Raw genomic sequence first — 22,114 nt, forward strand, 5'->3', positions numbered from 1 at the left:
TCGTGGCGCGGGCGGATTTCACCGAAGCCCTAGCCGAAATGGCGCGCCCGCGTCCAGCCGCTCGATTAGAACGCTTCCCCAACGTTAGAAAACGCCGCAAAAATTGACTGCTTTCCCTGTTGCATTCGCCCAAGAGTTCGGCCATATAAGCCCGGCTTGCGGCGAGAGCCGCGCGAGCGGGTGTAGCTCAGGGGTAGAGCACAACCTTGCCAAGGTTGGGGTCGAGCGTTCGAATCGCTTCACCCGCTCCAAATATCTCACATCGAAAAGCCGCGGTTCGCCGCGGCTTTCGTGTTTTCGGGGCGCTCGATGGCGCCCCGCCTATTGTGTGGATTGCGGTAGCGCGATCTTTCTGAAGAACAGCAATCGGGCGCGGTTTTCGCGTGCGTCGACCGTTTCGCCCGGCGTGTCGCCGCGCGCGAGCTCGGCCCGCATGTCATCGACTTCTTCCGGCGAGAAGACACCGGAGGGGGTCCTGTCGACATACTGCATGGCATTTCCTTTCCGGCATCGATGCGGGCGCGTCCCGCATGGCCGTCTTCCGCCAGACATCCAGCGGCACAAGGACACTGGCATCCGAAAATGTCGAGATCGAGACAAATTGCGGTGAGCGCGGGGCGGAGCGCATGGCGGTAGCGCCCTGTCCGGGTTGCGTGTTAGGGCTGCGTTGCGATCCCTGCGAGCAATGGCGGCACGCTTGACCTATCTGGTGCTCAAATTCGCCCATGTGCTGGGCGCAATCGTGATCCTTGGCACGGGCACGGGCATCGCCTTTTTCATGCTGATGGCGCATCTGTCGCGCGATGCCGGCTTCATCGGGCGCACGGGGGCGATCGTCGTCCAGGCCGACAAGCTATTCACCGCCACTGCCGTGATCCTCCAGCCGGTCACCGGCTACCTGCTGATGCGCGAGATCGGATGGTCATTCTCCGATGGCTGGATCATCGTGTCGCTGGCGCTTTACGGGGTGGCCGGAATTTTCTGGCTGCCGGTGATCTGGATCCAGACGCGCATGCGCGACCTGGCGCTGGCGGCCGCCGCCTCCGGAACAGGCTTGCCACAGGCCTATCACAGGCTTTTCCGGGTCTGGTTCATCTTCGGATTCCCAGGTTTCGGAGCCGTGATGGCGATCGTCTGGCTGATGATCGCCAAGCCGGTGCTCTGAAAGATGGTCAGCGAAACCCAACCGACGATCCTCGTTCTCGGTGCGTCCGGCCTGATCGGGCATGCGCTCGCATCACGATTACGGCGCGCGGGTTACCCTGTGGTCGGCGTGGCGCGTCGATTCAGCCTGGCGCAAAAGGCGGCGCTTGAAGGCCATGTTCGGGAAGCCGACATACTGCGCCTCGACGCATCTGGCCTGGAGAACCTTTTCAGCCGCCATGGGGCCGACATCGTCGTCAACTGCATCGGCGTGCTGCAGGACAGCAGCCGGCGGGGCAGCGCGGCGGATGCCCATTCCGGTCTGGTCGGCAGGCTGGCCGAGGCGATGGCCCTCGAAGGCGCCGCGCCGCGCCTGCTCGTCCATCTCTCCATCCCCGGCAGGCCGGAGGAGGATAAGACACAGTTCAGCCGTACAAAGCGCGACGCCGACGGTATCCTTGCCGCCAGCGGTGCCGCGCATGTCGTGCTGCGGCCAGGCTTCGTCATCGCGCCGGCCGCCTATGGCGGCAGTGCCCTGATCCGCGCCCTGGCGGCGCTGCCTCTCGATCTGCCGCGGCATGAATCGTCGCGGCCTTTCGCGACGACGGACGTGAACGACATCGTGCGCACCGTCTGCCACGTTGCAAGGCGCTGGCGGGAGGGCGAGCGCGTGTGGCGCACGGTGTGGGACGTGATGGAGGAGACGCCAACGACGGTCGGTGCCGTCATCGACGCCTTTCGCGTGCATCTCGGCGGCCCCCGGCGCCGTCTGCGGTTGCCCGCATGGCTGATGCGGCTGGGAGCCTCCGCAGGCGACATCGCTGCCGGCCTCGGCTGGTCGCCGCCGATCCGCAGCACCGCCCTGGCCGAGATGCGGCGCGGCGTGAGTGGCGATCCGCGACGATGGATGGCCGAGACCGGCATCGAGCCGTCCTCGCTCGGCCAGACGCTGGCGCGGCTCGACGCAACGGTGCAGGAAAGCTGGTTCGCACGGCTCTATCTCGCCAAACCGGCCGTCATCGGCGGCCTTGCGGCATTCTGGACGGTGTCTGGTGTGATCGCCCTGACGGTGGGGTTCGAAGCGGCGGCCTCGATCCTGGTTGGCGCCGGCGTTCCGGCGCGTCTGGCCCAGGCGACAACGGCGGTGACGAGCCTTGCCGATATAGCCGTCGGTGCGGCGATCGCCTACCGCCCCACCTGCCGGGTCGGCCTTATGGCGGGCATCGCGTTGTCGCTTGCCTATATGGCGGGCGCGGTGGTGCTGACGCCCGGCCTGTGGCTCGATCCTCTCGGGCCGCTGGTCAAGACCGGGCCGGCGATCCTGCTGATGGCCGTCGCGCTGGCAATCATGGACGAGCGCTAAAGCGGAGACAAGAATCGACGTCCGGCTTAAGCATATGGATAGGTTTTTCGGACTATCACTCTTCCTGATCATCGGGATGGGGGCAGATCGGTGAAAGTTCTTGTCGTAGACGACAGCAAGTCCAGTCTTGCTGCGATCGCAAGTGTGGTCGGGTTGCTGGACCGCGTCGAGGTACAGTCGTGCCTGGACCCAGTTGCGGCAACGCAATTGTGCCGGCAGGAACAGTTCGACCTGATTCTCGTCGACTACATCATGCCGGGCATGAACGGCGACCAATTCATCTCGGCGCTGCGGGCCACCGAAGCCTATCGCCTGGTTCCGATCGTCATGATCACCTCCGAGATGGAGCAGAAGATCCGGCTTGCCGCGATCGAGGCCGGCGCGACCGATTTCCTCAACAAGCCGTTCGACAGGATCGAATTGCAGGCGCGAGTGCGGAACCTGCTGGCGCTTCGGCTGGCGCAACTCGAGCTTTCGGACAGGGCGCGGCTGCTGGCCGGCGAGGTGGAGGCGGCAACGCGCCATATCGCGCAACGTGAGGAGGAGGTGATCTGGCGGCTGGCGCGGGCGATCGAGTATCGCGACGGCACGACGGGCGAGCACATATCCCGCGTCGCCGCGATCTCGCGGCTCATCGCCGAGGGGCTGGGCCTCGACGAGGAGCGCGCGCGCATCATCTACCTTGCCGCACCGCTGCACGACATTGGCAAGATCGGCATCTCCGACGCGATCCTGCAGAAGCCGGGACGCCTGTCCGACAGCGAGATGGCGCTGATGCGCGAGCATGTGGGGTTCGGCTGCCGCATCCTCGAAGGCGGCTCGTCCGACCTGGTGCGGGCGGCGGCTGTGATCGCGGGCTCGCATCATGAGAAATGGGACGGCTCCGGATATCCGGCCGGCCTGCGCGGAGACGAGATTCCCGTTGAAGGCCGCATTGTCGCCGTCGCCGACGTGTTCGATGCGCTCTGCTCCGAGCGCCCCTACAAGCGGGCGTGGCCGGTGGACGAAGCCTATAGCGAGATCGTGGCGTCGAGCGGCAAGCATTTCGATCCGGCTTGCGTCGGGGCGTTCCAGGCCAAGTGGCCCCAAATCCTCGCGATCATGGCCGGCACGGACGTGCGCGTCCTCGAGACCTGCTGAGCGTTTTTCCCAAGCCAGATTTTCACCGGCACGCAGAACCGCGAAGACTGTTCTGGCAGCTCCATTGCGCGCGTCTCTGCGAGGCGGCGCGGTCTCGCCAAGCCACGTTCGAGACCCATAGCGGCGCTGCGATCAGAATAGCGCCGCCTCGATGTCGTCATCCTCGTTCGCCGTCGCCGTGGCCGCCTCGGCGGCAACCTCTTCCTGAGGCGGGATGTAGGCGCGGTGGACCTGACGCTCACGAGCCATCGTATAGGTCTTGAAGAGCTGTTCCGACAGCGTCAGGACCGCCGGCGAAATATCGTCTCCGGCCTCGCCGGACACGGACTCCGCCGCCTCCGTGGCAAGCGATAGCGTGCAGCTTTCCAGCACCTCGCCGAGTTCGCGCGTGAAATCGAGGCGGCTGACGCTGCTGCCCACTTCGCGACCCAGATGCTCGCCCTTCGCCGCCATGGTCTTCAGGTCTGCCTCCATGCGTTCGCCCGCTTCGCGAATGTTGGCGAGCGCGTTGTCGAGCGCCTCGCCGAGGCCCGAGGTGGCATCTGCATCGTCGGCACCGAGTTCGCTCGCCGCGGCGCCCAATGCCGCCAACCCTTCCAGGATACGACCGGAGACGACTTCCATCTGGTTGGCGAAGACGCGCAGTTCCGAAGCGACCACGTTCATTGGCTTGCCGGCTTCGCCCATCCTGCTGCAGCGCAGGCTGGTGTTGATCGCCATGTACTGGATCTCGGTCTTGATGGTCCGGATGCTGTCGACGGCGTCAGACAGCTCACGTGCCGTCGTCGCGGCAGAGCGGCTCACCTCATCGGTGCGCTGGCCAGCGATCTCGATACGGCCGACGAGCTTGCGGGCGACGCCGACGCTGGTTTCGAGGGCACGCAGGAAATTGTCGCCGCCATTCGTGTTGCCACGGGCCTGCTTGCCGAGCGCCAGCACTTCCTTGATGTCGCCGGCCAGGCCGGCAAGGCTGGAGGTGACGGTGCCGCACCCGTCGTTGAACTCGTCGACGAGGTCTTCCATCTGCGCGCCGAGCAGCCGCAGCATGGCGGCTTCGCCGTCCACCGGCCCATCGGCGCGCGCGCCTGCCAGCAGTCCAAGGCCGGCCTGCACGTGTTCCACGCGCTGGCGCGTCATGTCGCCGATCTGCAAGGCTGAAAGCGTCTTGGCGACCTTGCCCTGCACCTGGCGCACGAGCTCGCCAAGCGAGGCTGCGACGGTACGTACACGGGTGTGGTAATCACCCATCTTGGCAGCATCTGCGGCGAGATCGCGGGTCACGCCGGGTACGATGCCGTCATATTGCTTGCGCAGGTCCTGACCGAAGCTGACGGCCGCGCGCACCTGCTCGAGAAGCTGGGCCAGGCGGGATGCGAAGCCGTCGACCTGGTTGCGCCCCGACTGGATCTTGCCGAGCATCTCGTCGGCAAAGCCGGCAAATTCCGACGCGCCGGCACCAGTGATCTTCACCGTGACCGCGAAGGTGCGCAGGTAGCGCAGGGTCTCGAGCATCTCGTCGACATGCGTCTGGAGGGTGATGCCGAGCGCGGTGAGCTTGCGCATGTTCTCCTGCCGCGTGGCGTGGAGAGCGGGCAGCTCGAGCAACTGCTCGGTCGTCCTGCTGAGATCAGCCACCGTGGAGTCGACCGTATCGTTGCCGAGCGCCGCGGTGACCTGATCAAGCGACTTGACCATGTCGCTGACGGAATCGAGCGCGCCCGCGAGGACGGCGCCACCTTCCAGGAAGCGTTCCTCGAGACGGCTGCGTGCCTGCTCGAGACGGCCGGTGACCTTGAAATCCTGTTCGGGCGACTGCCCGGAAATTGCCTGCAAAGAAGAATTCACTGCCCCACCCGCCAATTGTTGCTTGTCTTGCTGCCGTGTTCCTACACCGCAAACTGCCAAATTCCGGTAAACTTGCTGGCACAATATAAGTTTTATTGTGGCCTAAAGGGGAGTCAGATTCGATATGCGGGAATTTGCGATTCCGATCGGAAAATGACTCAGGATTGAGCGTCCGCCCGTGATTTCCGGCCTCAAAACCCCTTGTATTCCAAGGCGCTAATTTAGGCGCATCGAATCCGGCGAGACCTGGCAAGAAACTGTTTACCAACTTTTAATGCCGCCATGAGTCCCTGTTTACGGGCAAATTTTTGGGTTCGGGGAATTCCGAGGACATCATGGAAAATGTAGGCGAGACGACGGGCGAGGTGCGCCTGTCGGGACCATTGACTATTCGGCGTGCCGGCGAAATTCGCGACACGCTGCTGGCGGCTCTGGCATCCCACCAATCGACAACACTGGAACTGCAGGACGATGCCGAGGCGGATATCAGCTTCGTGCAGCTTCTGCTTGCCGCCCAGCAGAGCGCCAGGGCTCAGGGCAAGCAGCTCGCGCTGAAACAGCCGAGCGCGGGACCGTTGCTGGCGGTGCTGGACAGTGGCGGCTTCATCGACGCCGACACGGCCGGCTTCTGGACCAAGAGGGGAACACAATGACCGCATCGATCCTTACGGTCGACGATTCCGCAAGCATCAGGGTGACGATCAAGATCGCGCTGAGTGGGGCCGGCTATTCGGTGGCCGAGGCCGAGAACGGCGCCGACGGCATCGCCAAGGCGAAGGCCGCGCACTACGACCTGATCATCACCGACCTCAACATGCCGGTGATGGACGGGCTGACGATGATCGAAGAGCTGCGCAAGTCGCCCGATCATACAGGCGTGCCGATCATCTTCCTCACGACGGAATCTGACGAGGGCATGAAGCAGCGCGCCAAGGCGGCCGGCGCCACGGGCTGGCTGACGAAGCCCTTCGACCCCGAACAACTGGTGAAAATTGCAAAGAAGGTGCTGGGACGATGAGCATGGATCCTGTTGAAACCTTCCGTATCGAGGCGGCCGAACTGCTCGAGCAGATCGAGCAAGGCCTGCTCGACCTGACGCACCGGCTCACCGACAAGGACCTGATCGACGCCGTGTTCCGCAGCCTGCACACCCTCAAGGGGTCGGGCTCGATGTTCGGCTTCGACGCGCTGGCAGCCTTTACCCATCATTGCGAAACGGCATTCGACCGTGTGCGCAAGGGCGAAGTGCCGGCGACGAGCGAACTCGTCTCCGCCGTTCTTTCGGCGCGCGACCACATGCGCTCGCTGGTCGAGGACGAAGTGACGGACGCGCACCTGGAGGCAGGCGAGGTGCTGCTTGCCGACTTGCGACAGGCCGTCGAGGCAGCCCAGGGTGGCTCGGTGGCGACGCCCGCCGCTGCGGTCCCCGAAACCGAGGTCACGGTCGCACAGGCCGTTGTCGCGGAGGATGCTCCTGGCGCCACGTCGGGGTGGAAGATCTGGTTCAACCTGCCGGCCAACGCGATGTCGAACGGCACCAATCCGTTGGCGCTGCTGGCCGAGTTGCGCGACTTGGGCGAGGCGACAATCGTCGCGGACGCTTCCGCTGTCCCGCCGCTGGAAGGGCTGGTGCCGACCGATCTGCATGTCGCCTGGAACGTCACGCTGAAGACGGACCAACCCAGATCGGCCATCGACGACGTGTTCATCTTCGTCATGGACGACATGCAGCTCAGGGTCGAGCCGCTCGACAGTCCCACGGATGTTGCCGTCGACGTTGCGATGGTCGAAGCCATGACCGCACCCGAGGAACAGATTGCTGCGACCGTGGAGGAGGTGGCAGCGCCGGAAAAGACATTGCCGGAGGCCGTTTCTGGCAGGAAGGCCGACGTCGCAGTTGCGTCCGCCGAGCAAAAGCATACGAAATCCGCCGAAAGCGTGCGGGTGCCGGCAGAGCGGCTCGACGAACTGATGGACCGGGTCGGCGAACTGGTGATCGCGCAATCACGCCTCAGCCAGTTGGCGACCGCCAGCGCCGACCTGCATCTGCGTTCCGTTTCCGAGGAAATCGAGCGGCTGTCCGGCGAATTGCGCGACACGATGATGTTCCTGCGCATGGTGCCGGTGGCAACGTTGTTCGGACGCTTCCGCCGCCTCGTCCACGATCTCGCCCGCGAGACGGGCAAGGTGATCGAACTGGTCACTGAGGGCGAGAGCACCGAGGTCGACAAGACGGTGATCGAGCGCCTGGCCGATCCGCTGGTCCATCTCGTGCGCAACTCCATCGACCACGGGCTCGAACTGCCCACCGACCGGGAAAAAGCCGGCAAGCCGGCTGCGGGCCAGATCAGGTTGTCGGCGCGCCAGGCCGGTGGCGAGGTCATCATCAAGATCATCGATGACGGTCGCGGCATCGATCGCGATCGCGTCCGCGCCAAGGCCGAGAGCTCGGGTCTGATCGAGCCCGGCCAGCAGGTCAGCGATCACGACCTGCTGCAGTTCATCTTCCATCCCGGGTTCTCGACCGCCCAGAAGGTGACCAACCTGTCGGGCCGCGGCGTCGGCATGGACGTGGTCAAGCGCACCATCGAATCGCTTCGCGGCGCCATCGACATGACCAGCACGGCGGGCAAGGGATCGGAAATATCCCTGCGCATTCCGTTGACCGTGGCGATCATTGACGGGCTCCTGGTGCGTGTCGGGGACGGGCGCTACGTCATCCCGCTGGCAGCCGTCGAGGAATGTCTCGAACTGTCGCTGGAGGAAGATCTGCGCTCGCGCGGCCGCTCCTTCATCTCGCTGCGCGACAAGCTGGTTCCGTTCCTGCGCCTGCGCGAGCAGTTCGAGACCGGCACCAAGCCCGATCCGCACCAGAAGATCGTCGTGATCTCGACCGGGTCCGAACGCGTCGGCCTCGTCGTCGACCAGATCATCGGCGACCACCAGACCGTCATCAAGTCGATGTCGAAGCTGCACGCCAATGTCGCGACCTTCTCAGGCGCGACGATCCTTGGCGACGGCACCGTCGCGCTCATTCTCGACGTCGCCCATCTCGTGGCGGCCGGCCAGCAAAAGGAGGCGCAGCTTCGCGCTGCAGGGTGACCACCATGATCCAGCAGGACAACAAAAACCTATCGGCAGACGACGAGATGGAGGTCCTGACCTTCAATCTCCACGGCGAGACCTTCGCGCTCGAAGCGACAAGCGTGCAGGAAATCCTCGACATGCTGCCGGAGACACGTGTGCCGGGGTCGGAGCGCTTCGTCGCCAGCGTCATCAACTTCCGTGGCCGCGTCATACCGCTGGCCGATCTTCGACTGGCATTCGGCATGGAAGCAAGCGAGGCGACGATCGACAGCCGTGTCGTCGTCATCGAGATCGAGCTGAAGGGCGAAACCACCCTCATCGGCCTGCGTACCGACAAGGTCAATGAGGTGACGACACTGGCAATGACTTCCAGCGAGCCGCCGCCCAGCGTCGGCATGCGCTGGCGGCCGGACTACATCGAAGGCCTGTTCAAGCGGGGAGGCGAATTCATCATCCTCCCCAATCTCCAGGCGATTTTCTCGAATCTTGATGCGGGGACGGCGACGGGTCCTCGCTCCATCAACTGACAATCCTTTACGGGGGCAATCGAAATGCGGCTAACCATCAAGAGTAAACTCATAGGAACATTCTCGGCGGTCATACTCCTGTCCGGCGTGAGCATGTTCGTGGCTGTGCAGAACCTGTCGCAGCTCAACACCACCATGGACCAGCTGGTCAACGGACGCGCGGCGGCGACGCTGGGCCTCAGCCAGATGGAAACGCTCACCGGCGAGATCGGGTCGCGTACCCGGCAGATGATCATCACCGACGACGCCGCCGAAATGGCAGAAATCGCGGGACATCTCGCGACGATCAATGGTGATCTCGCTCGTGTCGCGGAGGATGTGAGAAGCCGGCTAACGACCGATACCGGCCGGGGCTATCTCCAGACGTTCCAGCAGAAGTGGAATGCCTACTGGACTCAGAGTCTGGAGATGCAGGCCATCGTGCAGAAGAATACGGACGTCCAGGCATTCAACCTCTCCACCACTGAGGGCAGCAATGCCGTGACCGAGGCGGAAGCGGCTTCGGAGGCAGCGGCCAAGCTCTTCAGGGAAGCGTCCGGACGCGGTGAAATCGGCGCAACACAGAACTACGAACTTGCAAGTGAAGTTCGAGCAAACATCACCGACTTCTTCCTCCAGCACCGCAGCATCCTGCTTACCAGCAGCTCGCCCGAGTTGCAGGACCAGGCGATCGAGAACTACGCTGCTGACGTCGAGAGGACCGAAAGGGACATTGCAAGCCTTCTGGCATCTTCGTCGGGGCAGCAGCGCCAAGCCGTTCTCAACCTCCAGCAGGCTTTCGAAACCGCGCGTGAGACAGTCAATCGCGCCAACGCTCTGGCAACACAGCGCAGTACCTACGAAGCCAATCTGCGCGCCAATGGACCGATGCGGCAGGCGCGCCTCGACGCGGCGTCCACGCTTGACGAACTGGTGACCTTCAACGGTCAGCTTCAGACGGAATCTCTGGCGGAAGCGACAGCGACCTATGAAACGAGCCGGTCGTTGCTGATCGGTCTCCTGACGATCTCGACTTTGATCGCGGTCGCCGCCGCAATGTGGATCGTGGTCTCCATCGGTCGCGGCCTGCGCAACGCCAACGAGGCCGTGCGGTCTGTCGCCGAGGGCGACCTGACCCGCTACGCCGACGTCAAGTCGAATGACGAGGTCGGCGACCTGCTCGGCCATGTCAACACGATGATCGAGCGCCTGCGCGGCGTCGTGGGCGATGCGCTCGCGGCTTCCGACAACGTCTCGTCTGGCAGCCAGGAACTGTCGTCGTCTTCGGAGCAGCTTTCGCAGGGTGCGACGGAACAGGCATCGGCCGCCGAGGAAGCGTCTTCCTCGATGGAGCAGATGGCGGCCAACATCAAGCAGAACGCCGACAACGCAGCCCAGACCGAGAAGATGGCGCGCCAGTCGTCGAAGGATGCCGAGGCATCCGGTGCGGCGGTGACACGTGCGGTCGACGCGATGCGCACCATCGCGGAGAAGATCGGCATCGTGCAGGAGATCGCACGGCAGACCGACCTGCTGGCACTGAACGCCGCCGTGGAAGCGGCGCGTGCAGGCGAGCACGGCAAGGGTTTCGCCGTCGTCGCCTCGGAAGTCCGCAAGCTGGCCGAACGCAGCCAGACGGCCGCGGCCGAAATCAGCGCGCTCTCCGGTGACACGGTTTCCGTGGCCACCGAGGCCGGCGAGATGCTGACGCGTCTTGTGCCCGACATCCGCAAGACCGCCGAGCTCGTCTCGGAGATCAGCGCGGCCTGCCGCGAGCAGGACATCGGCGCAGCCCAGATCAACGAGGCGATCCAACAGCTCGACCAGGTGACGCAGCAGAACGCGGGTGCCTCGGAAGAGATGTCGGCAACCTCGGAAGAACTCGCCGCACAGGCAGAGGAACTGCAGGCATCGATCGCCTTCTTCAAGGTCGAAGCCGAGGGCGCAAAGAAGGCAGCCCCTGTGCCTGGCAAGGCACCCGCGCCAAAGAAGGTCGCGGCACCCGCCAAGCCGGCGATGAAGAAGCCGACCTACCAGGCTGGCCATTCAGTTCACGCCCAGCAGGAACGCGCCAAGGGCTTCGCGCTCGACATGGCCATGGGCGGCCCCGACGAGCACGACGCCGATTTCAGGGAGTCGGCCTGATGTCCGCCTCCGACGAAGCCCAATACGTCACCTTCAGCCTGGGCGACGAGGTCTTCGCAGTGCCGGTCGGCGTGGTCCGGGAGATCCTGGACCACGAGGAGGCCTTCAAGATCCCCAATGGCCCTGACTATCTGCTCGGCCTGCGGGACGTGCGAGGCCAGGGCGTGCCGATCATGGACCTGCGGCTGAAGCTGGGGCTGTCGAAGACGGTGCCCACGCCGCACACAAGGGTTCTGGTGATGGACATCCCGCTCGACGACAGGATGCTGTCGCTGGGCATGGTTGCCGACCGGGTCTACGAGGTCACGCCGTTCCGGCGTGACCAGGTGGAGCAGGCGCCCGACATCGGAAGCCGCTGGCGTTCCGACTACATCGCCGGCGTCGTGCGCCGAGACCAGGGCTTCGTCGTCCTGGTCGACCTCGCCCGGCTCCTGACAGCAAAAGACACGGAACTTCTGGCCGGCGCGCCAAAGGCAGCCTGACCACGAAGGTGAAGAGGAGGGAGTCGTGAAGACGAAGAGCTAGGGCGGATAGGCCACAGACCAGCCGCAGCAAAGGGCTGGATTTCAGATTGTATTCAAGACCTGTCCACCGACGGAGCATCCGCTCCGTTTCCAAGGCATCAGGCCATTCTTCAAAACCTCACGACGCCCCGGCTCTCGGTGCGCCGCGTTCTATCAACTGACGATCTTTCGCGGGGACACATCCATGCGCTTCACCATCAAGCTCAAACTGGCATTAGGATTCGGCTTGCTGATCCTGATGCTTGCCATCACCGCAGGCTATGGAATCTATAGCCTGTCAAACCTCAACCAGGCCATCACCGACATGGTGCAAGGGCCGGCCGCGCGCCTCGAACGCGCGCAGAACCTTGGCGACTATCAGCTTCGCATCGCACGCGCCCAGCTCAACCTGGCGAACTCCGAAACACCGGCCGAAATTCAGGGTTACGTAGAAGCAAGCGACCGAAACCGCCAGGGTTTCCTCGAGACCGTCCAGTGGCTGCAGGACAATGCCAGTACCGAAGAAGGCAAGCGCCAGTGGGCCGACGTTCGTACCGAGTTCGACCGGCTGGTCCAGGTCGACGACCGTATCCGCAACGTCGCCCGTACGGGTAATGGCGCGGAAGCCGTACGTCTGACGCGCCAGGAAGGCCGCCCGATCATCGACGCCATCGAAGAGACGATCGCCGTTCGGGTTCAGGCGAGCAAGGACGCGATGATCAAGGCCGATCAGGACACCAACATCCAGTACGCCAATACCCGCAACATCGTCTTTGCGATCACGGGTTTTGCGCTGGTCGCCGGCATCGTCATCGCCCTGTGGATCGCGATGGGCATCAGCCGCGGACTGTCGCGCGTCAACGAACTCGCCAAGGCCGTCGCGGTTGGCGATCTCGGCCAGAACATCGAGATCAAGACCAACGACGAGATCAAGGACCTGGTCGACAACGTCAACGTCATGACGGCGAATCTACGCGAGACCGCTCGCATCGCCGAACTGATCTCGGAGGGCGACCTGACTGTCCGTCCGACGCCGCTGTCCGACAAGGATACGCTGGGCCAGTCGCTGCAGAGCATGGTCGAGCGTCTGCGTGCGGTGGTGGCTGACGCTGCCGCTGCGGCGGAAAACGTCTCGTCGGGCAGCCAGGAACTGTCGTCGTCCTCGGAGCAGCTTTCGCAGGGTGCGACGGAACAGGCATCGGCTGCCGAGGAAGCGTCTTCCTCGATGGAGCAGATGGCTGCCAACATCAAGCAGAACGCCGACAACGCCGCCCAGACCGAGAAGATGGCACGCCAGTCGTCGAAGGATGCCGAGGCTTCGGGTGAAGCCGTCAGCAGGGCTGTCGAAGCGATGCGCACTATCGCGGAGAAGATCGGCATCGTGCAGGAGATCGCACGCCAGACCGACCTGCTGGCGCTGAACGCCGCCGTCGAGGCCGCCCGTGCCGGCGAGCACGGCAAGGGTTTCGCCGTCGTCGCCTCGGAAGTCCGCAAGCTGGCCGAACGCAGCCAGACGGCGGCTGCCGAAATCAGCGCCGTGTCGGATGATACGGTCAAGGTTGCCGCTGAAGCCGGCGAGATGCTGACGCGGCTCGTGCCGGACATCCGCAAGACCGCCGAACTCGTCTCGGAGATCAGCGCTGCCTGCCGCGAGCAGGACATCGGTGCTGCCCAGATCAACGAGGCGATCCAGCAGCTCGACCAGGTGACGCAGCAGAACGCGGGCGCCTCGGAAGAGATGTCGGCAACCTCGGAAGAACTCGCCGCACAGGCAGAGGAACTGCAGGCATCGATCGCCTTCTTCCGCACCGACATGGCAGGCACGAAGCGGACCGCGACGGTTGCACGACCGGCCGCGGCCCCGAAGAAGACCGTTGCCCACATCGCGCCAGCGGCGAAGAAGCCGATGGCAAAGAAGCCGACCTACCAGGCGGGCCATTCGGTTCACGCCCAGCAGGAACGCGCCAAGGGCTTCGCGCTCGACATGGCCATGGGCGGCCCCGATGAGCACGACGCCGATTTCAGGGAGTCGGCCTGATGTCCGCCTCCGACGAAGCCCAATACGTCACCTTCAGCCTGGGTGACGAGGTCTTCGCAGTGCCGGTCGGCGTGGTCCGGGAGATCCTGGACCACGAGGAGGCCTTCAAGATCCCCAACGGCCCTGACTACCTGCTGGGCCTGCGGGACGTGCGAGGCCAGGGCGTGCCGATCATGGACCTGCGGCTGAAGCTGGGGCTGTCGAAGACGGTGCCCACGCCGCACACAAGGGTTCTGGTCATGGACATCCCGCTCGACGACAGGATGCTGTCGCTGGGCATGGTTGCCGACCGGGTCTACGAGGTCACGCCGTTCCGGCGTGACCAGGTGGAGCAGGCGCCCGACATCGGAAGCCGCTGGCGTTCCGACTACATCGCCGGCGTCGTGCGCCGAGACCAGGGCTTCGTCGTCCTGGTCGACCTCGCACGGCTCCTGACAGAAAAAGACACGGCACTTCTGGCCCAAAGGCCGGAAGCTGCCTGACGCGTGTAACAGTTCGAGTTCGAGGTATCCGTATGGCGTCCACTGCAGTCAAGGCACAGCCACTCAACGACAGGCTGAGCAAGCGCAATTTCGAACGGTTGTCGGCATTCATCTACCGCTACAGCGGTATCAAGATGCCGGCGACCAAGCATACGATGCTGGAGGGCCGCCTGCGCCGACGCCTGCGGGCCACCAACATCCTCACCTTTGATGCCTATTGCGACTACGTCTTCGACCATGGCGGTCTGGAGACGGAACTCGTCCACCTGGTCGATGCGGTCACCACCAACAAGACCGACTTCTTCCGCGAGCCGAAGCATTTCGACTACATGCGGGACGTCGCACTTCCCGCGCTCGTCAAGCAGGGGGTCGGTTCCATTCGTGCCTGGAGCTCGGCCTGCTCGACGGGTGCGGAACCCTACACCATGGCCATGGTGCTCGACACGTTCTTCGAGACCCGACGTGACGGCTCATATTCGATCCTGGCTACGGACCTGAGCACCGACGTGCTGGAAAAGGCGCGGCTGGGCATCTATCCGACGGAGCTGATCGAACCGGTGCCGGACGACATGCGGCACAAATACATCCTGACCGCTGCCAATGCGTCGCGTCGCGACGTCCGCGTCACGCCCTATCTGCGCTCCAAGATCGGCTTCGGCAGGATGAACCTGATGGATGCCCGCTACAATGTGGGGGCGCCCATGCACATCATCTTCTGCCGCAACGTGCTGATCTATTTCGACAAGGAGACGCAGTCAGGCGTTCTGCAGCGCCTGTGCGACTGTCTCGTCCCCGGCGGCTACCTCTTCATCGGTCATTCCGAAACCATCGCCGGCCTCGACCTGCCGGTCCGCACCGTGGCGAACACGGTATTCCAGCGCGTCTGAGGGGCAATGGGAAACAAGATACGCGTTCTCATCATCGACGATTCCGCCAGCGTCCGGCAAACGCTCGTTTCCGTTCTCGAAGCCGATCCAGAGATCGAAGTCATGGGCGTGGCGGCGGACCCGTTCGTTGCCGCGCGGCGCATCCAGGAAGACATCCCCGACGTCATCACGCTCGATGTCGAGATGCCGCGCATGGATGGGATCACCTTCCTGCGCAAGCTCATGTCGCAGCGGCCAATTCCGGTGGTTATGTGCTCGTCATTGACTGAGGCGGGTTCGGAAACGCTGATGCAGGCGCTGGAGGCGGGTGCGGTCGACGTGATCCTGAAACCCAAGATCGCCGCCGCGGACCACCTCAACGAGATCGGCGACCGGATCCGCAATGTCGTCAAGGCGGCAGCGCATGCGCGTCTCGGCAATGTCCGTCGCGGGTACAGCGCTTCGGCTGGCGGGCCGGCGAAAAAACTCACCGCCGACGCGGTGCTTCCGCCACCTACAGGGCGCGCCATGGCGAAGACCACCGAAAAGGTCGTCTGCATCGGCGCCTCGACGGGCGGGACGGAATCGTTGCGCGAGGTTCTCGAGGCGTTGCCGGCCAATGCGCCCGGCATCGTCATCGTGCAGCACATGCCGGAAAAATTCACGGCCGCTTTCGCGCGCCGGCTGAACGGGCTGTGCCAGATGGAAGTGAAGGAGGCCGAGCACGGCGATCCGGTGTTGCGCGGCCATGTGCTCATTGCGCCGGGCGACCATCACGTGCTGCTCGAACGCCAGGGCGCGCGCTATCACGTCTCGGTGCGGCAGGGTCCGCTGGTGTCGCGCCACAGACCATCGGTGGATGTGCTGTTCCGCTCGGCTGCGCGCTCGGCGGGCGCCAATGCGGTCGGCATCATCCTGACCGGCATGGGCGACGACGGCGCGCGCGGCCTGCTCGAAATGAAGGAAGCGGGAGCGCACACGGTGGCGCAGGACGAAGCGACCTCCGTCGTCTTCGGCATGCCCAAGGAGGCGATCGCCCGCGGGGCTGCCGACAAGATCCTCCCGCTGGAGCGGATGGCCGGCGAAATCATGCAGTCGACCCAAAGCTGGTGATCCCAGTCACCTGAACGAAAAATGGCGGGCCGAAGCCCGCCATTTTCGTTTCCGAATTCGCAGCCTGGATCAGGAAGCAGCTTCTTCCTCGGCTGGGGCGGCGGCAGCTTCTGCTGCCGCAGCTTCCTCGGCGGCCTTCTTGGCGGCTGCGTCTTCCTCGGCCTTCTTTGCCGCGGCGACGCGTTCCTGCGCCTTCTTGCCCGGCAGGGCCTTGGTCGGGTTGCTGCGCGCGTCACGCGCAACTATGCCGGCTTCCGACAAGAAGCGAGCGACGCGGTCGGTCGGCAGCGCGCCGTTGTCGAGCCAATGCTTGACGCGGTCTTCATCGACCTTCACGCGCTCGCCATCCTTGGGCAGCATCGGGTTCCACGAACCGATCTGCTCGATGAAGCGGCCATCGCGCGGCGAACGCACGTCGGCGACGACGACGTGATAGTAGGGGCGCTTCTTGGAGCCCGCACGGGCGAGACGGATTTTCAGTGCCATGTCATTTCTCCTGGATTTTGGGCCGAAGGGCCGCATTTCGACATTTCGTTGATGGTCAGGCTCGGGTTTCCGCGCCCGAGGCGATTGCCTCGTGGTGGCGGATGACCTCGCGGATGATGAAGTTGAGGAACTTCTCCGCGAAGTCGGGATCGAGGTTTGCGTCATGCGCAAGCTGGCGCAGGCGCGCAATCTGCTGTTGCTCGCGGGCGGGATCGGCCGGCGGCAAATCGTGCTTCGCCTTGAGCACGCCGACCGCCTGGGTACAGCGGAAGCGCTCGGCGAGCATGTGGACGAGGGCCGCGTCGATGTTGTCGATCGAGGCCCGGTATTCGGCGAGCTGGGCGCGCGCGGCGTCTGTCGTCGTGATGTCGTTCATGGTCCCCCTCACTTCTTCCTTGGGCCGGGCAGGCCGGGAAGCTTCGGACCGCCCGGCAGGCCAGGAAACCCGGCCCCCGGAAGGCCCGGCAGTCCGCCAGGAAGACCCTTGGGCATGCCGCCGCCCAGCCCGGCAGCTTCAGCCTGTTTCTGGAGCGCTTCGAGCTGCTTCGGGTCCATCTTCGAAAGGTCGGGCATGCCGCCCATTCCACCCATGCCGCCGAGGCCCATCTTCTGGGCCATGCCCCCCATCAGGCCGCGCATCATGCCGCCGCCCTTGCCCTTGCCACCCATGGCCTTCATCATGTCGGCCATCTGGCGATGCATCTTGAGCAGCTTGTTGATCTGGGCGGCGTCCGTACCGGAACCCGCCGCGATCCGCTTCTTGCGCGAATGCTTGAGGAGATCAGGGTTGGCGCGCTCGGCCTTGGTCATCGACTGGATGATCGCGATCTGGCGGCCGAACATCTTGTCGTCGAAGCCAGCCGAAGCCATCTGGTCCTTCATCTTCCCCATGCCCGGCATCATGCCCATGATGCCACCCATGCCGCCCATCGACTGCATCTGGCGAAGCTGGTCGGCAAGATCGTTCAGGTCGAACTTGCCCGACTGCATCTTCTTGGCCATGGCCGCGGCTTTTTCCGCGTCGATGGTCTCGGCAGCCTTCTCGACGAGGCTGACGATGTCGCCCATGCCGAGAATACGGTCGGCGATGCGCTTGGGATGAAACTCCTCGAGAGCATCCATCTTCTCGCCGACGCCGATCAGCTTGATCGGCTTGCCGGTGACGGCCCGCATCGAAAGCGCGGCGCCGCCGCGGCCGTCGCCGTCCATGCGGGTCAGGACAAGGCCGGTGACGCCGACGCGTTCATCGAAATTGCGTGCGAGATTGACAGCGTCCTGACCGGTCAGCGAGTCGGCGACCAACAGGATTTCATGCGGGTTCGACGCACGCTTGATCTCGGCCATCTCGCCCATCAACGGCTCGTCGATGTGCGTACGGCCGGCGGTGTCGAGGATGACGACGTCGTGGCCGCCGAGCTTCGCCGCTTGAACAGAACGCCTGGCGATGTCCACCGGCGATTGACCGGCAATGATCGGCAAGGTGGCCACCCCGGTCTGCTCGCCGATCTGGCGAAGCTGCTCCTGGGCGGCGGGCCGGCGCGTATCGAGCGAGGCCATGAGCACTTTCTTGCCCTGGCGGTCGGTGAGGCGCTTGGCGATCTTGCCGGTGGTGGTGGTCTTGCCCGAACCCTGCAGACCGACCATCATGATGACGACCGGAGCCGGCGCATTGAGGTCGATCGTCTCGCCCTCCGAGCCGAGCATCTCCACGAGCTCGTCATGGACGATCTTGACGACCATCTGGCCGGGCTTGATCGATTTCAGAACCTCGGCGCCGACGGCCTTGGCGCGGACCTTGTCGGTGAAGGAGCGGACGACTTCCAGCGCCACATCGGCTTCGATCAGCGCACGGCGCACCTCGCGCAGCGCGGCGGAGACATCGGCCTCCGACAGCGCGCCACGACCGGTCAGGCCGTTCAATATCGAACCAAGTCGTTCCTGTAGGCTCTCAAACATCCGCTTTTCCCGTTCCCTGTCGTTGTTCGCCAGAGAGGTAATGCCTCAGCGCCGCGATGCCAAACCCAAAGCCAAAAAGCACCCGGGGGCGCATCGCGCTGCCGGGTGGTGACCTCCGGGATCGTATCTTCTCGTGGGAAGATCGCCCCGGTCGGCGGCTCGGAGTTGTCACTCGTCGCTGAATTCGTGCCGCTCTAGACAGGAAAACGCCGACGGAGTCAAGCGCGCGTGGCTGTGTGGCATGAATACATAGGTATTGACCTAACTATCAGTATGGCCTATCCAGGTTCCAGAATGATGACGAGGGAGATGGGTTCGTGGGGACGAGATCGGGGGACACAGGCCGCAACAGCATCGGCGCGCCAGACGCGCTGATCGTCGACGGCATCTTCCGGGCGCTGGCCGACCCGACCCGCCGGCAGGTGCTCGAGCGGCTCAGCGCCCATCCGGCCTCTGTGAGCGAACTGGCGGAGCCATACGAAATGGCGCTGCCATCCTTCCTCCAGCATCTGAAGGTACTGGAGAGCTGCGGGCTCGTTCGGTCTCATAAGACAGGACGTGTACGCACCTACCAGATCGCACCGGATCGACTAAAGCTGGCCGAAGACTGGCTCGGGCGGCAGCGCACCCTGTGGGAACGCAGGTTGGACCGGCTGGACAGTTATCTCATGCAGTTGAAGGAGGAAGACGGAAAATGACCTCATCCGTGATCAAGATCGATCCGGCGCTCGACCTCGTGCTGGAGCGTGAAATCGACGTGCCCGTCGACCTCGTCTGGAAAGCCTGGACGACACCGGCGCATCTGAAGGAATGGTTCGTGCCGAAGCCCTGGACCGTGACGGCGTGCGAGATCGACCTGCGCCCGGGCGGGCGCTTCTCGACCACGATGCGCTCTCCGGAGGGGCAGGAGTTTCCAAACGAGGGCTGCTACCTCGAAGTGGTGCCGAACGAGAGACTCGTCTTCACCGACACACTCTTGCCGGGATTTCGTCCGGCGCCGGAGCCCTTCTTCACCGCGGTACTGGAACTGACCCGCCAGGGTGAGGGGACGCGTTACAAGGCGATCGCCATCCACGGCAATCAGGACACGCGCAAGAAGCACGAGGAAATGGGCTTTCACGACGGTTGGAGTACGGTCGTCGACCAGATGGTCGAGCACATCAAGGCGCAGCGCCCGTAAATGCGCAAAAGCCGTCGGCATCGCTGCCGACGGCTCTTGTAACGGTTATACGTTCTAGCGAACGATGTGGACGATGCGCCGCGACTGCGGCTCGACCAGCACCGGCTGGCCGTTCACGTAGACGTAGCGATACTCGTAGTCCGGGATCTCGTAGACTTCCACGGTCTCCGGCAGGCTCGCTCCCACCACGACCTCGCCTTCGAGATAGACGGGATCGATCGGGTTGTCCTGGATATAGGTGCGCACCTGCGGTTCCGGCTGCAGGATGTCGCCGGTCGCGCCACCTGCCGCGCCGCCGGCGATACCGCCGACCGCCGCGCCGATGGGCCCGCCGATGATCGCACCGGCAATCGCGCCCGTGGCCGCGCCGGTCAGGCCGCCAACGGTGGAGCCGGCAGGCTCGTCATAGACCACGACCGGAACTTCCATCTCGGCAGGACGCTCCGTGACGACGACTTCAACGCCTGAATTGTCGCCGATGAGGTAGTCCGAATAAGCCCATCCGTCGACGCCAGCGGCGCTGACCTGACACCAGCTACTGCCTTCAAGGCAGCCCATGAGGGTCGCTTCCTGGTCGGCGCCGATGGCACCAATTACCGGGTACTGCGGCCCCGGGCCGGAACGCACGTTGAGGTCGGTGGTCGCGACGACGGCGGTTTGTGCCATGGCGGCACCGGACATGATGAGCATTGCGCCCGCAGTGGCCATGAATAGCTTGGTTTTCATCTTCATTACTCCGTTGACGTTCCCCTTCGGGCTCAACAACGGAATCAGGCCGATGCCGTTCCTCCTTAATGCTCACAAAATGCTACCGGACGGCGAATGAGGACCCGCCAGCCGTGCCACCACGTCGCGCGCGACGGCTTCGCCGGATAGCCTCGCACCTGCACAGGTCTGGATCAGTGGCCCAGCCAGATGTTCGCCGGCAAACCAGATGCGCTCGCCGACCGGATCGGAAAGCACTGCCCGCGCCGTCGACTTGCCGGGCCGTGCTGCGGCATAGGCGCCGCGTACGAAACGCTCGCCGCTCCAGCGCGTCATGGTGGCGCGGCCGACATATTTTCGCGCATCGTTGCCAAAGAGTCCGCAAAGCTGGCCGACGACATAGTCGACGCCCGCATCCTCTCCCGCCGCTTCCATCTCCCAGGCGAAATCGCCGCCGACGAAGCCGACCATCAGATCGATGTCGAACGGAAAGCAGAGGAAATACAGGTCGTGGCGTGCGTGCCCCTCCACCAGGAGGTCATCGAATGGCTTGAGGCCGAAGCGGCCGCCGCTGATCTCGACCGGAATCTTGGTCAGCATGCCCATCGGCAGGTCGAAGAGAGCTTCGACATGACCGGCGGGGAGTTCCGGCAGGAACTCTATCTCGTTGAACGCGAGAACCGCAGGCGACGCGGTCACGATCACCGCGCGGGCACGAACCGTGCCCCGGTTCGTGCCGATCGCGACACCAGGCCCGCCCCAGCGGATATTGCGCACTGGCGTCGACAGTTCGACTGGAACGTCGGCGCCAAAGCGGGCGACGAGCGCGCCGAAGCCTTCACGGGTAAAATAGTTCGGGTCGAGGTCGGCGGTCGCCCGGAAGTCAGCGATGGATATTTCGTCGGGGTCCTTGCCGAAATCCATCGGCCCGGAAAACGTTGCTGAGGCCCGAAGCGCCCGGCCGTAGGGCAATAGACTCGCAAGGCTGTCCTGCACGCCTTCATGCGCCGTGATACTGGCCTGGATATGGGCGTCGGCCTGCGCCATAGCCGCCATCTCCTCCGGCGCGGCCCTGCGCTTTCCGAAATAGAGATGGTCGAGCCCCATCTCGTGGTGAAACAGAGTCCAGCCGGCGGATTTCGCTTCCTCGAAATAGGGATTGCGATCGGCGGCATGCAGCCAGGCGCAGCCAATGTCGAACGGAACACCGAAATGATCGGACGACGTATGGGCCCGGCCGCCGATGCGGTCCATCGCTTCCAGCATGCGGAAACTCAAGCCGGCGGCGCGGATGATTTTTGCGGCTGCCAATCCAGCCGATCCCGCGCCGACGATCACGACATCGACATCCTGCATCTGCGATCGGCCCCCCACACCCAAAAAGTAAGGCTTCGGTAAGCATAGCAAAGCTATGGTCGCGCGTCTCGGCTCCGTTGGTCCAGGCCGACCGGGTGCGCGTTGTCGGAATGACAAGCGTCCTTGGGCATGGCAATATCGCCGCAAAGGACAACATCAACAATCTGGAGTGACCCAATGGCGAAGGCGAGAGTCAAGAT

At 64.1% G+C, this 22,114-nt stretch carries 22 protein-coding genes and 1 tRNA gene; 16 read left to right on the forward strand and 7 right to left on the reverse strand.

Going from position 1 to position 22,114, the window contains the following annotated elements; genetic code table 11:
• Positions 1-176 precede the first annotated feature (176 nt).
• Positions 177-251: transfer RNA gene (locus tag AAFN84_RS13075), tRNA-Gly, on the forward strand.
• Positions 252-321: 70 nt separating this feature from the next.
• Here the strand turns inward: AAFN84_RS13075 and AAFN84_RS13080 are convergent.
• Entirely contained in the window at positions 322-492 is a 171-nt protein-coding gene (locus AAFN84_RS13080; protein ID WP_347514983.1) for a hypothetical protein, read from the reverse strand.
• A 193-nt stretch (positions 493-685) separates the two neighbouring features.
• Here AAFN84_RS13080 and AAFN84_RS13085 point away from each other — a divergent pair, with 193 nt between their 5' ends.
• From AAFN84_RS13085 to AAFN84_RS13095, 3 genes are all read left to right on the forward strand, one after another.
• The gene (locus AAFN84_RS13085) at positions 686-1,165 is read left to right on the forward strand and encodes a DUF2269 domain-containing protein (protein ID WP_347514984.1); all 480 of its coding nucleotides are present in this window, start codon (positions 686-688) and stop codon (positions 1,163-1,165) included.
• 3 nt (positions 1,166-1,168) lie between these two features.
• A complete protein-coding gene (locus AAFN84_RS13090; protein WP_347514985.1) occupies positions 1,169-2,506 on the forward strand; it encodes an SDR family oxidoreductase in 1,338 nt (445 codons plus the stop codon).
• 90 nt (positions 2,507-2,596) lie between these two features.
• The gene (locus AAFN84_RS13095; protein WP_347514986.1) at positions 2,597-3,646 is read left to right on the forward strand and encodes an HD domain-containing phosphohydrolase; all 1,050 of its coding nucleotides are present in this window, start codon (positions 2,597-2,599) and stop codon (positions 3,644-3,646) included.
• Positions 3,647-3,778: 132 nt separating this feature from the next.
• On the opposite strand, the gene AAFN84_RS13100 is transcribed toward AAFN84_RS13095, so the two are convergent.
• Positions 3,779-5,491 (reverse strand): chemotaxis protein, encoded by a 1,713-nt coding sequence (locus AAFN84_RS13100; protein ID WP_347514987.1) that lies wholly within the window; start codon positions 5,489-5,491, stop codon positions 3,779-3,781.
• 335 nt (positions 5,492-5,826) lie between these two features.
• On the opposite strand from AAFN84_RS13100, the gene AAFN84_RS13105 reads away from it, so the two are divergent.
• The 10 genes from AAFN84_RS13105 to AAFN84_RS13150 all read left to right on the forward strand — a co-directional run bounded on the left by AAFN84_RS13105 (position 5,827) and on the right by AAFN84_RS13150 (position 16,231).
• The gene (locus AAFN84_RS13105) at positions 5,827-6,144 is read left to right on the forward strand and encodes an STAS domain-containing protein (RefSeq protein ID WP_347514988.1); all 318 of its coding nucleotides are present in this window, start codon (positions 5,827-5,829) and stop codon (positions 6,142-6,144) included.
• On the forward strand, positions 6,141-6,509 hold the full coding sequence (locus tag AAFN84_RS13110) for a response regulator (RefSeq protein ID WP_347514989.1): 369 nt from the start codon (positions 6,141-6,143) through the stop codon (positions 6,507-6,509). The genes AAFN84_RS13105 and AAFN84_RS13110 overlap by 4 nt, the downstream gene beginning before the upstream one ends.
• Positions 6,506-8,593, forward strand: a complete 2,088-nt coding sequence (locus AAFN84_RS13115; protein WP_347514990.1) for a chemotaxis protein CheA — start codon at positions 6,506-6,508, stop codon at positions 8,591-8,593. Before AAFN84_RS13110 ends, AAFN84_RS13115 begins: the two co-directional genes overlap by 4 nt.
• Positions 8,594-8,598: 5 nt before the next feature.
• A complete protein-coding gene (locus tag AAFN84_RS13120; RefSeq protein ID WP_347514991.1) occupies positions 8,599-9,105 on the forward strand; it encodes a chemotaxis protein CheW in 507 nt (168 codons plus the stop codon).
• Positions 9,106-9,129: 24 nt separating this feature from the next.
• Complete coding sequence (locus tag AAFN84_RS13125; protein ID WP_347514992.1) at positions 9,130-11,229, forward strand: methyl-accepting chemotaxis protein; 2,100 nt, start codon at positions 9,130-9,132, stop codon at positions 11,227-11,229.
• Positions 11,229-11,711, forward strand: a complete 483-nt coding sequence (locus AAFN84_RS13130) for a chemotaxis protein CheW (protein WP_347514993.1) — start codon at positions 11,229-11,231, stop codon at positions 11,709-11,711. Before AAFN84_RS13125 ends, AAFN84_RS13130 begins: the two co-directional genes overlap by 1 nt.
• A 226-nt stretch (positions 11,712-11,937) precedes the next feature.
• Entirely contained in the window at positions 11,938-13,770 is a 1,833-nt protein-coding gene (locus AAFN84_RS13135) for a methyl-accepting chemotaxis protein (protein WP_347514994.1), read from the forward strand.
• On the forward strand, positions 13,770-14,252 hold the full coding sequence (locus AAFN84_RS13140; RefSeq protein WP_347514995.1) for a chemotaxis protein CheW: 483 nt from the start codon (positions 13,770-13,772) through the stop codon (positions 14,250-14,252). The genes AAFN84_RS13135 and AAFN84_RS13140 overlap by 1 nt, the downstream gene beginning before the upstream one ends.
• Positions 14,253-14,278: 26 nt before the next feature.
• On the forward strand, positions 14,279-15,139 hold the full coding sequence (locus AAFN84_RS13145) for a protein-glutamate O-methyltransferase CheR (protein WP_347515136.1): 861 nt from the start codon (positions 14,279-14,281) through the stop codon (positions 15,137-15,139).
• A 6-nt stretch (positions 15,140-15,145) separates the two neighbouring features.
• Positions 15,146-16,231: a chemotaxis response regulator protein-glutamate methylesterase gene (locus AAFN84_RS13150; protein ID WP_347514996.1), complete on the forward strand. Its 1,086-nt coding sequence runs from the start codon at positions 15,146-15,148 to the stop codon at positions 16,229-16,231.
• Between the two features lie 69 nt (positions 16,232-16,300).
• Here the strand turns inward: AAFN84_RS13150 and rpsP are convergent, their stop codons facing one another.
• Genes rpsP through ffh form a run of 3 tightly spaced genes read right to left on the reverse strand, consistent with a single transcriptional unit; the run spans position 16,301 to position 18,673 of the window.
• A complete protein-coding gene (rpsP, locus tag AAFN84_RS13155) occupies positions 16,301-16,717 on the reverse strand; it encodes a 30S ribosomal protein S16 (protein WP_347514997.1) in 417 nt (138 codons plus the stop codon).
• A 55-nt stretch (positions 16,718-16,772) separates the two neighbouring features.
• Complete coding sequence (locus AAFN84_RS13160) at positions 16,773-17,093, reverse strand: chorismate mutase (RefSeq protein WP_347514998.1); 321 nt, start codon at positions 17,091-17,093, stop codon at positions 16,773-16,775.
• Positions 17,094-17,101: 8 nt separating this feature from the next.
• Positions 17,102-18,673: a signal recognition particle protein gene (ffh, locus tag AAFN84_RS13165; protein WP_347514999.1), complete on the reverse strand. Its 1,572-nt coding sequence runs from the start codon at positions 18,671-18,673 to the stop codon at positions 17,102-17,104.
• A gap of 317 nt (positions 18,674-18,990) precedes the next feature.
• On the opposite strand from ffh, the gene AAFN84_RS13170 reads away from it, so the two are divergent.
• Positions 18,991-19,371, forward strand: coding sequence for a metalloregulator ArsR/SmtB family transcription factor (locus tag AAFN84_RS13170; RefSeq protein WP_347515000.1), 381 nt, complete (start codon positions 18,991-18,993; stop codon positions 19,369-19,371).
• Complete coding sequence (locus tag AAFN84_RS13175) at positions 19,368-19,853, forward strand: SRPBCC family protein (RefSeq protein ID WP_347515001.1); 486 nt, start codon at positions 19,368-19,370, stop codon at positions 19,851-19,853. Before AAFN84_RS13170 ends, AAFN84_RS13175 begins: the two co-directional genes overlap by 4 nt.
• A gap of 54 nt (positions 19,854-19,907) precedes the next feature.
• On the opposite strand, the gene AAFN84_RS13180 is transcribed toward AAFN84_RS13175, so the two are convergent.
• Both AAFN84_RS13180 and AAFN84_RS13185 read right to left on the reverse strand, forming a co-directional pair.
• Positions 19,908-20,579: a DUF1236 domain-containing protein gene (locus tag AAFN84_RS13180; RefSeq protein ID WP_347515002.1), complete on the reverse strand. Its 672-nt coding sequence runs from the start codon at positions 20,577-20,579 to the stop codon at positions 19,908-19,910.
• A gap of 72 nt (positions 20,580-20,651) precedes the next feature.
• Positions 20,652-21,914, reverse strand: coding sequence for an NAD(P)/FAD-dependent oxidoreductase (locus tag AAFN84_RS13185; protein ID WP_347515003.1), 1,263 nt, complete (start codon positions 21,912-21,914; stop codon positions 20,652-20,654).
• Between the last annotated feature and the right edge of the window lie 200 nt (positions 21,915-22,114).

The organism is Mesorhizobium sp. CAU 1741 (genome assembly GCF_039839275.1).
In the GTDB taxonomy this organism is placed as follows: domain Bacteria; phylum Pseudomonadota; class Alphaproteobacteria; order Rhizobiales; family Rhizobiaceae; genus Aerobium.

Bases quoted from the DNA above. Each gene is read 5' to 3' on its own strand.
- AAFN84_RS13080 (WP_347514983.1), bottom strand. From the start codon at position 492: ATGCAGTATGTCGACAGGACCCCCTCCGGTGTCTTCTCGCCGGAAGAA.
- AAFN84_RS13085 (WP_347514984.1), top strand. From the start codon at position 686: ATGGCGGCACGCTTGACCTATCTGGTGCTCAAATTCGCCCATGTGCTG.
- AAFN84_RS13090 (WP_347514985.1), top strand. From the start codon at position 1,169: ATGGTCAGCGAAACCCAACCGACGATCCTCGTTCTCGGTGCGTCCGGC.
- AAFN84_RS13105 (WP_347514988.1), top strand. From the start codon at position 5,827: ATGGAAAATGTAGGCGAGACGACGGGCGAGGTGCGCCTGTCGGGACCA.
- AAFN84_RS13110 (WP_347514989.1), top strand. From the start codon at position 6,141: ATGACCGCATCGATCCTTACGGTCGACGATTCCGCAAGCATCAGGGTG.
- AAFN84_RS13115 (WP_347514990.1), top strand. From the start codon at position 6,506: ATGAGCATGGATCCTGTTGAAACCTTCCGTATCGAGGCGGCCGAACTG.
- AAFN84_RS13120 (WP_347514991.1), top strand. From the start codon at position 8,599: ATGATCCAGCAGGACAACAAAAACCTATCGGCAGACGACGAGATGGAG.
- AAFN84_RS13125 (WP_347514992.1), top strand. From the start codon at position 9,130: ATGCGGCTAACCATCAAGAGTAAACTCATAGGAACATTCTCGGCGGTC.
- AAFN84_RS13130 (WP_347514993.1), top strand. From the start codon at position 11,229: ATGTCCGCCTCCGACGAAGCCCAATACGTCACCTTCAGCCTGGGCGAC.
- AAFN84_RS13135 (WP_347514994.1), top strand. From the start codon at position 11,938: ATGCGCTTCACCATCAAGCTCAAACTGGCATTAGGATTCGGCTTGCTG.
- AAFN84_RS13140 (WP_347514995.1), top strand. From the start codon at position 13,770: ATGTCCGCCTCCGACGAAGCCCAATACGTCACCTTCAGCCTGGGTGAC.
- AAFN84_RS13150 (WP_347514996.1), top strand. From the start codon at position 15,146: ATGGGAAACAAGATACGCGTTCTCATCATCGACGATTCCGCCAGCGTC.
- rpsP (WP_347514997.1), bottom strand. From the start codon at position 16,717: ATGGCACTGAAAATCCGTCTCGCCCGTGCGGGCTCCAAGAAGCGCCCC.
- AAFN84_RS13160 (WP_347514998.1), bottom strand. From the start codon at position 17,093: ATGAACGACATCACGACGACAGACGCCGCGCGCGCCCAGCTCGCCGAA.
- ffh (WP_347514999.1), bottom strand. From the start codon at position 18,673: ATGTTTGAGAGCCTACAGGAACGACTTGGTTCGATATTGAACGGCCTG.
- AAFN84_RS13175 (WP_347515001.1), top strand. From the start codon at position 19,368: ATGACCTCATCCGTGATCAAGATCGATCCGGCGCTCGACCTCGTGCTG.
- AAFN84_RS13180 (WP_347515002.1), bottom strand. From the start codon at position 20,579: ATGAAAACCAAGCTATTCATGGCCACTGCGGGCGCAATGCTCATCATG.
- AAFN84_RS13185 (WP_347515003.1), bottom strand. From the start codon at position 21,914: ATGCAGGATGTCGATGTCGTGATCGTCGGCGCGGGATCGGCTGGATTG.